Below are 13809 nucleotides of genomic sequence, written 5' to 3'. Positions count from 1 at the left end.
CGCGCACCGATACTGCCGACATGACCCAGCGGACCCGGCGGCGCCGACTTGCGGCCGCTGCGTTGTTCCTCGGTGCCGCGATGGGCGTGACGGCGGTCGCGAACGGCCATTCGGCCCCGCCCCGGCCCGACCTTCCGTCGCAGATCGGCGACGCGGTGACGATCGGGAGTGCGGTCCTGCTCAGCGAGTAGTTGCGGCTCTGCGCAATGATCGCCGTGTGGTGATCCCGATCCACGACAAGAACCCGACCCGTCGGTTCCCCGTCGTGACCTACGCGATCCTGATCATCAACGTCGCCGTCTACTTCTTCGGGCCCGCGTTCGGGGACCAGGGCCTGCCGGCGAACGTCGCGGACGAGTGCCGCACCGACGCGTTCATCCAGCAGTGGGCGGCGATCCCCAAGGAGCTGACCGAGAACACCCAGCTCCCGCCGGAGCCCGTCGACCTCGTCACCGGTGACCGGGTCGTCCGCTGCCCCGCGCCGGACTTCGACAAGTCCCCGCCGTTGTCGGCGCTGAGCTCGATGTTTCTGCACGGCGGTCTGCTGCACCTGCTCGGCAACATGCTGTTCCTCTTCATCTTCGGGAACAACGTCGAGGACCGGTTCGGTCGCCTGCGGTTCGCGGCCTTCTACCTGCTGTGCGGCTACACCGCGACGTACGCCTTCGCGTTCACCGACCCGAACTCGACCACGCCGCTGGTCGGGGCGTCCGGGGCCGTCGCCGGCGTCCTCGGGGCCTATCTGTGGCTGTATCCCCGTGCCCGCGTCGTCGCGCTCGTGCCGTTCCTCTTCTTTCTCCCGCTGCCCATGCCCGCCTGGCTGGTGCTCGGGACCTGGTTCGGCCTGCAGGCGGTCTACGCGCAGGGCGGCGGCCTCGGCGAGGGCTCGGTCGCGTACGTGGCGCACGTCGTCGGGTTCGCGGTCGGCTTCGTCCTGACCGTCCTGTTCATCGGCGAGCGCCGCGACGCACCGGAGCGACGCCGGGCGAAACGTCGCCACTAGGCTCGCTGCGACCGACCCGGGAGGATGCTCGAAGTGATCACCGCGATCGTGCTCATCAAGGCGGACATGGCCCGTATCCCCGAGGTCGGCGAGCACATCGCGCAGCTCGACGGCGTCAGCGAGGTGTACTCCGTCACCGGCGAGTACGACCTGGTCGCGATGGTGCGCGTCCAGCGCCACGACGACCTCGCCGAGGTGATCCCCGGGCGGCTGAACAAGACCCCGGGCGTGCTGTCCACCGAGACGCACATCGCCTTCCGCACCTACTCCCGGCACGATCTCGAGGCGGCGTTCTCGCTCGGCATGGAGTGATCCACTCCGGGCCACCCGCCGGATCGACACCCCGAACCCGGACATAAACCCCCAGGTCCCGCGAACGCCGGACCGACGCGAAAAGCCTTCATACCCTCGAACCGGGTGGAAGGTTCCGTTCGGTGACCTTGGGGGGTCCACATGTCTCGGCGCTGGTTGTCGACGCTCGTCGTCGCGTCTGCGATGACGCTGCTCGTACCCGCCGGAGGGGCGTACGCCGACGAAGCGGACCCGGCCCCGACGGCCGACGCCCCCGCGACGACCCCGGAGCCGTCGCCCGAGGCGAGCCCGGAACCGACGCCGGACGCGAGCCCGGAGCCGAGCCCCGAGGCGAGCCCGGAACCCACGCCGGAGCCCACGGTCGAGGCGCCGACCTTCGACCCGGCCTCGGTGCCGGGAGCCGCGCCGGCGGTCCCCGCGGCCGCGGAGCTCGTCGAGGTCGCGAAGAAGACCAAGAAGAAGCAGCCGTTCAACCTCAAGGTGCTGCGGGTCAAGCGCGCGGACGTCCGGTACACCTACCGGTCCGGCTGCCCGGTCGGGCCGTCGAACCTGCGGCGCCTGCAGCTGACGTTCTACGGCTACGACGGCAAGTGGCACCGCGGCAACATCGTCGTCCACCGCTCCGCGGTCACCGACGTCGCCGCGGTGTTCCGGCGGGCGTACCAGGCGAAGTTCCCCATCAAGCGGATGTCGAAGGTCGACAAGTTCCGTGGCTCGGACACCCGCTCGATGGCGGCGAACAACACTTCGGCGTTCAACTGCCGCCACGTGGTCGGCAACCCGAGCCGGTTGTCGCAGCACTCCTACGGGAATGCCGTTGACGTGAACACCCGCCAGAACCCGTACGTGACCGGCAGCCGCGTGTACCCGTCGGGCGCCGCCACGTACCTGAACCGCTCGAACGTGCGGAAGGGCATGCTGACGCGCAGCGGCCCGATCCCCCGCGAGTTCGCCCGCCGCGGCTGGCTCTGGGGCGCCCGCTGGGCCCACCCGGACTACCAGCACTTCTCGAGCAACGGCCGATGAGCGGCCGGCGCGGGCGAAGGAACAGCCGGGCGGTCGCCCGGGTGGTCGCCCCGGCGACGGCCCTGCTGCTCGCCCTGAGCGCCTGCGGCGACGACGCGTCCGAGGGCGCGGCCCTCCCGCCCGAGGCGCCGGCGGCCGAGCCCACGGTCCCCGCGACCGCGGGCCCGCTCAGCGAGCGGCAGCTGCCGGACCCGGCCGTGCTCGGCGACGGGTGGACCGAACGCGCGGACCCCGGCGACGGTCACGGGGACGGTCACAGCGACGGCCGCGGGGACACCGCCGGCGACGGGCCGTCGACGCAGCAGCGCGACGTCGACGAGTTGATGGACGGGCTGGCGCCCATCGGCTGCCCGGACCGGGCGGTCGCCATCACGCTCCCCCGGCCTCGGTACGCCCTGGAGCGGACCTACGCCGGCCCGGCCGGTCAGCCCGGAGTCGCGCTGGTGCTGGAGTTCGCCGACTCCGCCGGCCCACGCACCTTCCTGGACCGGTTCGAACGGCAGATGCGGGCCTGCCCCGCCGGTGCGGCCGACCCGGACGGCCCGATCGTGCTCGGGTACCGGTCGGTCGACCGCGCGCCCGAGCGGGTCTCCGGCCTGCGCCAGGAGACCGGGTTCGAGGCCGACCCGAACCGCTACCTCGTCGTGGCGGTGCGCGACGGCAAGCGCGTCGGGCTCGTGTACCTCTCCGGCGTCCCGGCCGCCAAGGCGGCGGCCATCGGTCCGGACCTGATCCGGGCGATCCGCGCGACCTGAGCGGGCCCCGGGGCGGCTCAGGCGGGGCGGCGCCCCGTGGTGGCGGCGATCCAGCCGTCGAGGGTCTTGGCGGCGGTGCCGTCGTCGACGACGGCCGCGGCGCGGGCGATTCCCGCGCGGATGCGGTCCGGCAGCGGGGCGGTGTCGGCCGGGTCACACACGGCGAGCGCCGCACCGGCGTTGAGCAGCACCGCGTCGCGGACGGCCCCGGTCCGGCCGGCCAGCAGGTCGCGGACCACGCCGGCGTTGTGGACGCGGTCCCCGCCCCGCAGCGCGCCGGGCTCGGAGCGCGGCACGCCCAGCTCGACGGGGTCGAGCACACCCTCGGTCACCGTGCCGTCCCGGACCTCCCAGTAGCTGGAGGTCGTGGCGGTGGTGAGCTCGTCCAGCCCGTCGTCCCCCCGGAACACCAGGGCCGACACGCCGCGCCGGGCGAGCACGCCGGCGGCGATCGGGGCGATCCGGCGGTCGGCGACCCCGACGGCCTGCGCCGTGGGCCGGGCCGGGTTCGCCAGCGGGCCGAGGAAGTTGAAGATCGTCGGGATCGCGAGCTCGCGGCGCACCGGGATCGCGTGCCGCAGGGCCGGGTGGTAGACCGGCGCGAAGCAGAACGTGATTCCCGCCTCGACCGCGACCGCGGCGACGTCGGCCGGGTCCAGGTCGAGCGCCACGCCGAGCTCTTCGAGCACGTCCGCGGTCCCACAGGCGGAGGACGCGGCCCGGTTACCGTGCTTGACCACGCGGACGCCGGTCGCGGCGGCCACGATCGAGGCCATCGTGGAGATGTTCACGGTGTGGGCCTGGTCACCCCCGCTGCCGACGATGTCGAGCGTGGGACCGGGCACCTCGATCAGGCGGGCCCGGGAGAACATGGCCCGGACCAGGCCTTCCACCTCCGAGACCGTCTCGCCCTTGGAGCGCAGCGCGACGACGAAGGCGGAGATGTGCACCGGGCTGGCCTCGCCGCCCATGATCTGGTCCATCGCCCAGGCGGTGGTGTCGGCGTCGAGGTCCTCGCGCCGCACCAGGGCGCCGAGCAGCTCGGGCCAGCGGTTCACGGCGCTCAGGCCGGGGCGGCGAGTCGGCGGCGCAGCAGCGAGGCGGTGGCGTCCGCCAGCGCGATCGGGTCGATCGGGTGCGGCACCACGGCGTCCGCGCGCGACCAGGTGGCCAGCCAGCCGTCCTGCACCCGTCCGATCAGCACCAGGATCGGCGGGCAGCGGTAGATCTCGTCCTTGAGCTGGCGGCAGATGCCCATCCCGCCGGCCGGGACGGCCTCGCCGTCCAGGATCGCGACGTCGATGCCGCCCGCGTCCATGGCGCTGAGCACGGCGGGCTCGGTGGCGCACTCGAACACCTCGACCCGCGGCAGCTCCGGGGCCGGGCGGCGGCCGAGGGCCAGCCGGACGTCGTTCCGCACGTTGACGTCGTCGCTGTAGACCAGGACCCGCATGGTGACCTCGGGGGTCTGCGCGGAACCGTGCTCGCTCACTGCGGTCTCTCCTGAATGGGTCAGGCAGGCGGGTCAGGCCGGGCGGGGCGGTGCGACCGGGCGGTACGCCGGTGCGGACGATGGTATCGACGCCGCGTCAGAGGCCCCGGAGAGGCCTTTTTCCAGCGTGTTTCGGCGGTCCGTGGAGCGCCGACGCCACACCGGCAGGGCCGGTCATCAGGGGCCGAACGAGGCCCGACATAATGACGCCCGTGGTCACCGCCCAAGCTGTCGAGAGCCCCCCTGCGCACGGTGCTGTCAACCGACCGAACATGGTCAGTGTCGGCACGATCGTGTGGTTGTCGTCGGAGCTGATGTTCTTCGCGGCCCTGTTCGCGATGTACTTCACGATCCGCTCGGTCACCGGCGACGAGAACTGGCCGCCGGAGAGCGTGCATCTGAACCTGCCGTTCGCCGCGACCACCACCACGGTCCTCGTGCTGTCGTCCGTCACGTGTCAGCTCGGCGTCTTCGCCGCTGAGCGCGGCGACGTGGAGAAGCTGCGTTTCTGGTTCATCATCACGTTCCTGATGGGGGCCTTCTTCGTCGCCGGCCAGGCCACGGAGTACACCGAGCTGACCAACGAGGGCATGACGATGTCGGCCCACGCGTACGGCTCGATGTTCTACCTGACCACCGGTTTCCACGGCCTGCACGTGACGCTCGGACTTTTCGCGTTCCTGTTCGTCCTCGGACGGACGTTCGTGGCGAGTCGGTTCACCCATGAGCAGGCCACCAGCGCGATCGTCGTCTCGTACTACTGGCACTTCGTCGACGTCGTCTGGATCGGCCTGTTCGGCATGATCTACCTGCTCAAGTAAGGGAATGGCGTGAAACGGCTTTCCGCACGACGACGCCACCCGCTGGCTGCGGTCGTCGTTCTGTTGCTCGCCCTGGGAGTGGTGGGTGGCCTCTACGCCACCTTCGCCCCCTCCGGGACTGCCGAGGCGGCGGACGACGCCTCCTCGCTGCAGATCCAGGAGGGCAAGGGCCTCTACATCACCAGCTGCTCGAGCTGCCACGGCCTGAACGCCGAGGGCACCTCGGACGGCCCGCCGATCGCCGGCGTCGGCGCGGCCTCGGTCGACTTCCAGGTCGGCACCGGTCGCATGCCGCTGCAGTCGCGCGAGAACCAGGGCCCGCGCAAGAAGCAGTTCTTCACCGAGAAGGAGACGGCCGCGATCGTCGCGTACGTCGCTTCGATCGCGCCCGGCGGCGCCCCGGTGCCGGCCCCCGAGCAGTACGCCACCGACGGCGACCTGCAGGAGGGCGGCGAGATCTTCCGCACGAACTGCGCGTCGTGCCACAACTTCATCGGTAAGGGCGGTGCCCTGACCCAGGGCAAGTACGCGCCGAACCTGACCGAGGTCGACCCCAAGCACATCTACGAAGCGATGGTCACCGGGGCCGGCAAGGGCGCGATGCCGACGTTCAGCGACGGCATCCTGACGCCGGATCAGAAGAAGGACGTCATTACCTACATCAAGTCCATCCACGAGCAGCCCGACCCGGGCGGCTTCGCCGCCGGGCGTATCGGACCCGTGGCCGAGGGCCTGCTGGTGTGGACGGCTGTCATCGGCGCCCTCATCGGCGCCGCCGTGTGGCTGGGGGCGAGGCCGTCATGAGTTACGGATCCAACGACGGGGGCCACGGCACCGGCGTCGCGCAGGTCGAGGGCGATCCGTTCGCCGACCCGGGCCTGCCGCACCACACGCCGCGGCGCACCGACATCGACGCCCGCGCGGCCAACCGCGCCGAGCGTCAGGTGGCTGCCCTCTTCGGGCTGAGCACCATCCTCACGATCGCGTTCATCGTCTGCTTTGTCGCCATCGACAAGGAAGAGTCGATGTACGTGGTCGGTCTCGGGACCGTCAACACGCTGAACTTCGCGCTGGGCGTGACCCTGGGCGGCTCCCTCCTGTGCATCGGCTTCGCCGCGATCCACTGGGCGCGCAAGCTGATGAACGCCGAGGAGATCGTCGACTACCGGCACCCGATGAAGTCCTCCCCCGAGGACACCGCCGAGGTACTGGAGAAGTTCCGTGCGGGCGTCGAGGACTCGGCCATCCCGCGCCGGAAGCTGATCTGGACGTCGATGCTCGGCGCCATGGCGCTGTTCCCGATCGCTCCGGTGATCGCGCTGCGCGACCTCGGCCCGCTGCCGCACAAGAAGCTCCGCGGCACGCTGTGGGACGACCCGAACCACCGTCAGATCGTCCACGCCAACGACGAGCGCCGGCTCAAGCCGTCGGACTTCGCGCTGGGTTCGATGATCTCGGCGAAGCCGAACGACCTCGAGGGTCACGACGAGCTCGCGAAGGCCTCGATCCTGCTGGTCAAGCTCAACCCCAGCGAGATCCGGTCCAAGGAGCTCGCCGACCGCGGTTACCGCGGGATCCTCGCCTACTCGAAGATCTGCCCGCACGCGGGTTGCCCGCTGGGTCTCTACGAGAAGAACACCCACCACATGCTGTGCCCGTGCCACCAGTCCACGTTCGACCTGGCCGACTTCGGCCGCGTCGTCTTCGGGCCGTCGGCGCGTAACCTGCCCAACCTCGCGATCACGGTCGACGACGAGGGTTACCTGGTGGCCAAGGGCGGCTTCGAAGAGCCCGTCGGCCCGAGCTTCTGGGAGCGGGGCGACGCCTGATGACCACGCCTACTCCCCCGCCCGCTCCGCTGACCCCGGCCGCCAAGGCCGGCGCCGGTGTGGCGACGTACCTCGACGAGCGGCTCGGCACCAACGCGGCCGCGAAGAAGAACCTGCGCAAGGTCTTTCCTGAGCACTGGTCCTTCATGCTCGGCGAGATCGCGCTGTACAGCTTCATCATCCTGCTCGCCACCGGCGTCTACCTGACGCTGTTCTTCCGGCCGAGCATGCAGGAGGTCGAGTACGAGGGCTCCTACGAGCCTCTGCGCGGCGTCCACATGTCGGAGGCGTACGCCTCGACGCTGGACATCAGCTTCGACGTCCGCGGTGGTCTGCTCATGCGGCAGATCCACCACTGGGCGGCGCTGATCTTCGTCGCGGCGATCTTCCTGCACCTGTTCCGCATCTTCTTCACCGGCGCGTTCCGCAAGCCGCGTGAGCTGAACTGGCTCATCGGTAACGGCCTGCTGACGCTGGCGCTGATCGAGGGCTTCGCCGGCTACACCATCCCGGACGACCTGCTCTCCGGCACCGGTCTGCGCATCGCCGAGGGCGTGATGCTGTCAGTCCCGGTGGTGGGCACGTACGTGCAGTTCTTCCTCTTCGGCGGGGAGTTCCCCGGCGAGGCGATCGTCCCGCGTCTGTTCGTGGTCCACGTGCTGCTGCTCCCGGGCATCATGCTCGCGCTCATCACGATCCACCTGATGCTGGTCGTCGTGCAGAAGCACACGCAGTTCCCCGGCCCGGGCCGCACCAACGAGAACGTCGTCGGCTTCCCGCTGATGCCGGTCTACATGGCGAAGGCCGGTGGCTTCTTCTTCGTCGTGTTCGGCATCTGCGCCCTGCTCGGCGGTATCGCCCAGATCAACCCGGTGTGGTTGTACGGGCCGTACTTCCCTGATCAGATCTCCGCGGGTTCACAACCGGACTTCTACATCGGCTTCCTCGAAGGCTCGCTCCGTGCGATGCCGAACTGGGAGACGAACCTGTTCGGTCACACGATCAGCTGGAACATCCTCGTGCCCGGCCTGATCCTGCCCGGCGTGATGTTCACGATCATGGCGCTGTACCCGTTCATCGAGGCCTGGGTCACCGGCGACAAGCGGGAGCACCACCTGCTCGACCGTCCCCGCGACGTTCCGGTCCGCACGGCCCTCGGTGCGATGTCGATCGCGTTCTACCTGCTGCTGTTCATCAACGGTGGCAACGACATCATCGGGTTCACGTTCGGGATCTCGATCAACAACGTCACCCGGTTCACGCAGGTCGCCCTGTTCGTGGTCCCGCCGCTGGTCTTCATGATCACGAAGCGGGCCTGCATCGGGCTCCAGCGGGCGGACCTGAACAAGGTCCTCCACGGCCGCGAGACGGGCATCATCAAGCGTCTGCCCAACGGCGAGTTCATCGAGGTTCACGCCCCGATCTCCGCCGAGGAGCGCTTCACGCTGATGGCGCGCAACAACTACGCGCCGCTCGACCCGGGTCCGGCCACGGACGCCGAGGGCATCCCCGCCCCCGGCCACAAGGCCGCCAAGCTCCAGGCCCGGCTCTCGAAGTTCTGGTACGCCGACGACCTGCCGAAGCCCTCGGCCGAGGAGTACGCGGAGCTCACCGCGGGCCACGGTCACGGCGACGACCACGACGGCGGCCACCACTAGGCAGAACCAGGACGGCCGGTCAACCTCACGGTTGGCCGGCCGTTCTGCGTTCTGGCTCCGGGGTGGGCGACGCGCGACGCACAGGCGCGGCCGGGTCGACTACTCGGAGTGCAGCCCTTCGAGGAACGGGAGCGCGACGATCCCGACCAGGAGGGCGAGGACGATCTGGGTGCCGATCCCGATCGCGGCCCACCGCAGGTGCTGTGCCGCACTCCCCCGCGTCGGCGTTCCCACCGTCTCCCCGGCCGCTACGGGCGTCCACGGGGCGATCGGGGCCCCGGCGGCCGCCACCGGGGCGTCCTGAGCTTCCTGAGCGGCCATCGGTGCCTCCGGCGCGAGTGTGGGCTCCGCGGGCGCTCCCGGGGCCGTCGGGACGGGTGCGGGCTCCCCCGCCGACGCGGCCGCGGCCTCCACGGCGGTGACGTAGGTCAGCGCGAAGCCGGGGACGGGCGGCGTCTGGGCCGGGATGGCGGCGGTGTTCTCCTCAGTCCTCACACCCGTTCGACGCCGCCACGCCCGTCCGGAGTTCCCGTCCCCCGCTCCGAGTTCCACGTCACCCCGCCCCCGGGGCGCCGGACTCCAGCTTCACCAGGCGAGCCCCCTCTTCACCAGGCCGCCCGGCGGGTGAAGCAGGGCCTCAGCTGGTGAAGGCGCGCGGGGCGGCTGGTGAAGCGGGCGGGGCGGGAGCGGGGCGGCTGGTGAAGCGGGGCGGGGAAAGGCGACGGCCCCGGTCCCCCAGGAGGGGGGCCGGGGCCGGGAGGCCGAGCGGGAGGGCGCCTAGTGGGCGTGCTCGCCGCGGTAGTACTCGAAGACCATGCCCCAGACCGCGTAGGCGAAGATCGGGACGGCGAGGGCGAACAGCCACATGCCGAAGACGATCCCGAGGGTCGCGACGCCGCCGGCGCCGGCGAGGATCAGCGGCCACCAGCTGTGGGGACTGAAGAAGCCGAGCTCGCCGGCACCGTCCTCGATCAGCGCGGTGGGGTCGTCCTCCGGGCGGAGGTCGATCCGCTTGGCGGTGAACAGCAGGTAGAAGCCGATCAGCGCGCACAGCCCGATGGTCAGGGTGAGGGCAGTCGTGCCCGTCCAGTCCTCCGAGTAGTACCAGTAGATCGGGGTGACCGGGATCAGGAAGATCCCGATGCCCGCGAAGAGGTTGCCCTCAACCTTCACAGCCGTCTACTCCTGTCCGTACCCGGCGCCACCGTGGCCGGGCTGGTCGTGGGTGTCGTCCTCGCGTTCGAGGACCGCGGTGGACGTGCGGCCCTTCTCCCGGTCGTGACCCTCGAGGTCGGGCTCGCCGTAGATCTCGTCGAGCACGGTCTTGCCGCGGGTCGGGGCGTCGTGCGCGGAGGCGAACTCCGGGTGGTGCAGGTCGAACGCCGGGCTTTCCGAGCGGATGCGCGGCATCGAGGAGAAGTTGTGCCGCGGCGGCGGGCAGGACGTCGCCCACTCGAGCGAGCGGCCGTAGCCCCACGGGTCGTCCGGCAGGACCGGCTTCGGCTTCCGGTGCGTGAGGATCACGTTGAGGATGAACGGCAGGGTCGACATACCGAGCAGGAAGGCGCCGACGCTGGAGACCATGTTCAGCGTCGTGAAGCCCTCGCTGGCCTTGTAGTCGACGTACCGACGCGCCATGCCCTCGGCGCCCAGCCAGTGCTGGACGAGGAACGTGGTGTGGAAGCCGACGAACAGCGTCCAGAAGTGGACCTTCGCCAGCCGCTCGTCGAGCATGCGGCCGGTCATCTTCGGCCACCAGTAGTAGAAGCCGGCGAACATCGCGAACACGACGGTGCCGAAGACCACGTAGTGGAAGTGGGCGACGACGAAGTACGAGTCCGACAGCTGGAAGTCCAGCGGCGGCACCGCGAGGATGACGCCGGTCAGACCGCCGAAGAGGAACGTGACGAGGAAGCCCACGGCCCAGAGCATCGGCGAGTCGAACGAGATCGCTCCTCGCCACATCGTTCCGACCCAGTTGAAGAACTTCACACCGGTCGGTACGGCGATGAGGAACGTCATGAAGGCGAAGAACGGCAGCAACACACCGCCGGTGACGTACATGTGGTGCGCCCACACGGTCACGGACAGGGCGGCGATCGCCAGCGTCGCGAAGACGAGGCCCTTGTAACCGAAGATCGGCTTGCGGCTGAAGACCGGGAGGATCTCGGTGATGATGCCGAAGAACGGCAGGGCGATGATGTAGACCTCGGGGTGCCCGAAGAACCAGAACAGGTGCTGCCAGAGCAGCGCACCGCCGTTGGCCGACTCGAAGACGTGCGTCCCGAACTGTCGATCGGACTCCAGCACCAGCAGGGCCGCCGCGAGCACCGGGAAGGCGATCAGCACGAGCACGCTCGTCACCAGGATGTTCCAGGTGAAGATCGGCATCCGGAACATCGTCATGCCGGGTGCGCGCATGCAGATGATCGTGGTGATGAAGTTGACGGCACCGAGGATGGTGCCGAAGCCGGACAGGGCCAGGCCCATGATCCAGAGGTCGGCGCCGACGCTCGGCGAGTGGACGTTGTCCGACAGCGGGGTGTAGGCGAACCACCCGAAGTCAGCGGCACCGCCCGGCGTGATGAAGCCGAGCATCGCGATCGTGCTGCCGATGGAGAACAGCCAGTAGCTGAACATGTTCAGTCGCGGGAAAGCGACGTCCGGCGAGCCGATCTGCAGCGGCATGATCAGGTTCGCGAAGCCGACGAACAGCGGCGTCGCGAACATCAGCAGCATCACCGTGCCGTGCATGGTGAACAGCTGGTTGAAGTGCTCGTTGGAGACGACCTGGTTGCCCGGGCGCGCGAGCTCGGCCCGCATGACCAGGGCCATGATGCCGCCGAGGATGAAGAACGTGAACGACGTCAGGACGTAGAGGACGCCGATCTTCTTGTGGTCGGTCGTCGTCGCCCAGTCGATGATGATCGCGCCGAGCGCCTTCTTCTTGGTGCGCGCGTGCGTGCTGACCCGCTGGGCCTGCTCGTAGGTGGTCACGAGGTGCCTTCCGCGTTGTTTCCGGCGGCTTCACCGGAGGCCGGCGAGGAGGTGGCAGGCGCGTCGTTCGCAGGCTCGGAGTCGGTGTTCTCCTCGCCCTCGTCGCCGTTCGCCTGGCCCTCGCCCTGCGCGGGCTCGGTGTTCGTAGCCGGCTGCGTTGCCGGCGTGCTGTGGTCCGACTCCGTCGCGTACGAACCCTTGAGGTTGTACGCGCGCTCGCGGTCCTCCTTGGTGTCGAGGATGCCGCGCGGGAGCTGGCCCTCCTGGCCGTTCTTACGCAGTTCGGCGATGTGGGCGGCGTACTCCGCCTCAGTCACGACGCGGACGGTGAAGAACATCCGGGCGTGGTCGCGGCCGCAGAGCTCGGCGCACTTGCCGGAGAAGGTGCCCAGCTTGTTCGGCGTCGCCTCGAAGCTGTTCACCCGGCCCGGCATCGCGTCGATCTTGAACAGGAAGTTCGGGACCCAGAACGAGTGGATGACGTCCGCGGCGGTGACCTCGAAGCGCACCAGCTTGTTGATCGGGAGCACCAGCTCCGGCTCCTTGCCGGGGGTGCCCGCCTCGTAGACGTTCTCGTCGACGTAGTTGAACGACCAGCTCCACTGGCGGCCGACCACGTTGACCGTCAGGTCCTCCTGCCGGTCCTCGTCGAGGATGATCGACTGGTCGCGCTCGGTGAAGTAGAAGAGCACGACGACCATGACGAACGGCAGGATCGTGTAGAGCGCCTCGATCGGCAGGTTGTACCGCGTCTGGATCGGGATGTCGTTCGCGTGCTTCTTCCGGTGGAAGATGCACGCCCACAGGATCAGACCCCAGACGACGGCGCCGGTGAGGATGGCCGCCAGCCAGGAGCCCTGCCACAGCAGGAGCATCCGGGGGCCTTCCTCGGTGGCGGGGTCCGGGTACGCGAGGTTGGGGAGGTCCTCCGTGTTGCACCCGGTGCAGGTCAGCAGGACGAGAGCCAGCACGCCCAGCACCGCCCAGCGGCGGGTCCGCGGCGAGCGTTCTGGCGGGGAACCGATCGGGCGCAAGGGGGCCTTCCAGGGTGGTGACCGCGGGGTCTGAACCCGCGGATGATCAGGGGTGGAACTGCGGCCGCAGCCTACTCTGCGGGCCGAACGCGGCTGCGCCCAGGGGCCGTCCACGGGGCCGTGGCGCGGCGGGTCCCGCGGGAGCACGCACCGCCTAGGTTTGGGCACGTGGGCAGCGTCAGCACCGGCACCGATCCGAACCCGGCTCCCGTTCCGCTCGGGACGTACTTCGACGCCGCCTCCACCGAGCCGCTGCACCCCGTGGCGCGCGCCACACTCCTCGCCGCCCTGGACGACGGCTGGGCCGATCCGGCCCGTCTGTACCGGGACGGCCGGCGGGCGCGGATGCGTCTGGACGCCGCCCGCGAGATCGTCGCCGAGGTGATCGGCGCGGCCCCGGCCGAGGTCGCCTTCCCGGCGTCGGGGACGCAGGCGCTCCAGCTCGGCATCGCGGGCTGTCTGAAGGGCCGGGCCCGGGTCGGCCGCCACCTCGTCACCTCGGCCGTCGAGCACTCGGCCGTCCTGCACGCCGCGACGGCCCACGAGACGGCCGGCGGCTCGGTGGACCTGGTCGGCGTGGACCGGGCCGGTCGCGTCGACGCCGAGGCCTTCGCCGCGGCGCTGCGCCCGGACACGGCGCTGGCCTGCCTGCAGAGCGCCAACCACGAGGTCGGGACGCGCCAGCCGGTCGGGGCGATCGCCGACGCGACCGCCGCGGCCGGGGTGCCGCTGCTCGTCGACGCGGCGCAGAGCCTGGGCCGCGAGCCGGCACCGGCGGGCTGGTCGGTGCTCGTCGGCAGCGCCCACAAGTGGGGCGGCCCCGCCGGGGTGGGAGTCCTCGCGATCCGCCGCGCGGCCCGGTGGCGTTCGCCACTGCCCGGC

General features: G+C 70.3%; 15 protein-coding genes and 1 pseudogene. 10 read left to right on the top strand and 6 right to left on the bottom strand.

The annotated features are described in order from the left end of the window. The first annotated feature begins 20 nt into the window (after positions 1-20). The 5 genes from ABD401_RS18810 to ABD401_RS18790 all read left to right on the top strand — a co-directional run bounded on the left by ABD401_RS18810 (position 21) and on the right by ABD401_RS18790 (position 3096). Complete coding sequence (locus ABD401_RS18810) at positions 21-191, top strand: hypothetical protein (RefSeq protein WP_344607562.1); 171 nt, start codon at positions 21-23, stop codon at positions 189-191. Positions 192-217: 26 nt separating this feature from the next. Further along, positions 218-1003, top strand: a complete 786-nt coding sequence (locus tag ABD401_RS18805) for a rhomboid family intramembrane serine protease (RefSeq protein WP_344607560.1) — start codon at positions 218-220, stop codon at positions 1001-1003. 33 nt (positions 1004-1036) lie between these two features. Continuing rightward, entirely contained in the window at positions 1037-1315 is a 279-nt protein-coding gene (locus tag ABD401_RS18800; protein ID WP_344607558.1) for an Lrp/AsnC family transcriptional regulator, read from the top strand. 141 nt (positions 1316-1456) lie between these two features. Further along, a complete protein-coding gene (locus ABD401_RS18795; RefSeq protein ID WP_344607556.1) occupies positions 1457-2341 on the top strand; it encodes a M15 family metallopeptidase in 885 nt (294 codons plus the stop codon). Continuing rightward, positions 2338-3096: a hypothetical protein gene (locus tag ABD401_RS18790; protein WP_344607554.1), complete on the top strand. Its 759-nt coding sequence runs from the start codon at positions 2338-2340 to the stop codon at positions 3094-3096. The genes ABD401_RS18795 and ABD401_RS18790 overlap by 4 nt, the downstream gene beginning before the upstream one ends. Positions 3097-3113: 17 nt before the next feature. Here the strand turns inward: ABD401_RS18790 and trpD are convergent, their stop codons facing one another. After that, positions 3114-4154 carry an anthranilate phosphoribosyltransferase gene (gene trpD / locus ABD401_RS18785; RefSeq protein WP_344607552.1) on the bottom strand — a complete coding sequence of 347 codons (1041 nt, stop codon included), beginning with the start codon at positions 4152-4154 and terminating at the stop codon, positions 3114-3116. A 5-nt stretch (positions 4155-4159) separates the two neighbouring features. Further along, on the bottom strand, positions 4160-4549 hold the full coding sequence (locus ABD401_RS18780; protein ID WP_033387294.1) for a response regulator transcription factor: 390 nt from the start codon (positions 4547-4549) through the stop codon (positions 4160-4162). A gap of 242 nt (positions 4550-4791) precedes the next feature. On the opposite strand from ABD401_RS18780, the gene ctaE reads away from it, so the two are divergent. From ctaE to qcrB, 4 genes are read left to right on the top strand one after another with little or no spacing between them, the layout of a single operon-like run. After that, positions 4792-5409: an aa3-type cytochrome oxidase subunit III gene (gene ctaE, locus ABD401_RS18775; RefSeq protein WP_028985070.1), complete on the top strand. Its 618-nt coding sequence runs from the start codon at positions 4792-4794 to the stop codon at positions 5407-5409. Between the two features lie 9 nt (positions 5410-5418). Beyond that, on the top strand, positions 5419-6213 hold the full coding sequence (gene qcrC / locus ABD401_RS18770; RefSeq protein WP_344607550.1) for a cytochrome bc1 complex diheme cytochrome c subunit: 795 nt from the start codon (positions 5419-5421) through the stop codon (positions 6211-6213). Next, positions 6210-7238 carry a cytochrome bc1 complex Rieske iron-sulfur subunit gene (gene qcrA / locus ABD401_RS18765; protein WP_344607548.1) on the top strand — a complete coding sequence of 343 codons (1029 nt, stop codon included), beginning with the start codon at positions 6210-6212 and terminating at the stop codon, positions 7236-7238. Before qcrC ends, qcrA begins: the two co-directional genes overlap by 4 nt. Beyond that, positions 7238-8896: a cytochrome bc1 complex cytochrome b subunit gene (qcrB, locus tag ABD401_RS18760; protein WP_344607546.1), complete on the top strand. Its 1659-nt coding sequence runs from the start codon at positions 7238-7240 to the stop codon at positions 8894-8896. Before qcrA ends, qcrB begins: the two co-directional genes overlap by 1 nt. Before the next feature lie 99 nt (positions 8897-8995). On the opposite strand, the gene ABD401_RS18755 is transcribed toward qcrB, so the two are convergent. From ABD401_RS18755 to ctaC, 4 genes and pseudogenes are all read right to left on the bottom strand, one after another. Beyond that, positions 8996-9391, bottom strand: a complete 396-nt coding sequence (locus tag ABD401_RS18755) for a hypothetical protein (RefSeq protein WP_344607544.1) — start codon at positions 9389-9391, stop codon at positions 8996-8998. 282 nt (positions 9392-9673) lie between these two features. Then, positions 9674-10069, bottom strand: coding sequence for a cytochrome c oxidase subunit 4 (locus ABD401_RS18750; RefSeq protein WP_344607542.1), 396 nt, complete (start codon positions 10067-10069; stop codon positions 9674-9676). Positions 10070-10075: 6 nt separating this feature from the next. Further along, complete coding sequence (gene ctaD, locus ABD401_RS18745; protein ID WP_425566201.1) at positions 10076-11824, bottom strand: aa3-type cytochrome oxidase subunit I; 1749 nt, start codon at positions 11822-11824, stop codon at positions 10076-10078. A 272-nt stretch (positions 11825-12096) separates the two neighbouring features. Beyond that, positions 12097-12927, bottom strand: a pseudogene (ctaC, locus tag ABD401_RS18740) (aa3-type cytochrome oxidase subunit II); the annotation flags it as partial. 168 nt (positions 12928-13095) lie between these two features. Here ctaC and ABD401_RS18735 point away from each other — a divergent pair. Next, on the top strand, positions 13096-13809 hold a 714-nt coding region (locus ABD401_RS18735; protein WP_344607536.1), incomplete at its 3' end, for a cysteine desulfurase family protein.

It is taken from the genome of Sporichthya brevicatena (assembly GCF_039525035.1).
In the GTDB taxonomy this organism is placed as follows: Bacteria; Actinomycetota; Actinomycetes; order Sporichthyales; family Sporichthyaceae; genus Sporichthya; species Sporichthya brevicatena.
The sequence above is the reverse complement of the archived record's forward strand: the minus strand, read 5'-3'. Positions and strand labels throughout refer to the sequence as shown.

Bases quoted from the DNA above. Each gene is read 5' to 3' on its own strand.
- qcrB (WP_344607546.1), top strand. From the start codon at position 7,238: ATGACCACGCCTACTCCCCCGCCCGCTCCGCTGACCCCGGCCGCCAAG.
- qcrA (WP_344607548.1), top strand. From the start codon at position 6,210: ATGAGTTACGGATCCAACGACGGGGGCCACGGCACCGGCGTCGCGCAG.
- ABD401_RS18790 (WP_344607554.1), top strand. From the start codon at position 2,338: ATGAGCGGCCGGCGCGGGCGAAGGAACAGCCGGGCGGTCGCCCGGGTG.
- ctaE (WP_028985070.1), top strand. From the start codon at position 4,792: ATGACGCCCGTGGTCACCGCCCAAGCTGTCGAGAGCCCCCCTGCGCAC.
- ABD401_RS18810 (WP_344607562.1), top strand. From the start codon at position 21: ATGACCCAGCGGACCCGGCGGCGCCGACTTGCGGCCGCTGCGTTGTTC.
- ABD401_RS18780 (WP_033387294.1), bottom strand. From the start codon at position 4,549: ATGCGGGTCCTGGTCTACAGCGACGACGTCAACGTGCGGAACGACGTC.
- ABD401_RS18795 (WP_344607556.1), top strand. From the start codon at position 1,457: ATGTCTCGGCGCTGGTTGTCGACGCTCGTCGTCGCGTCTGCGATGACG.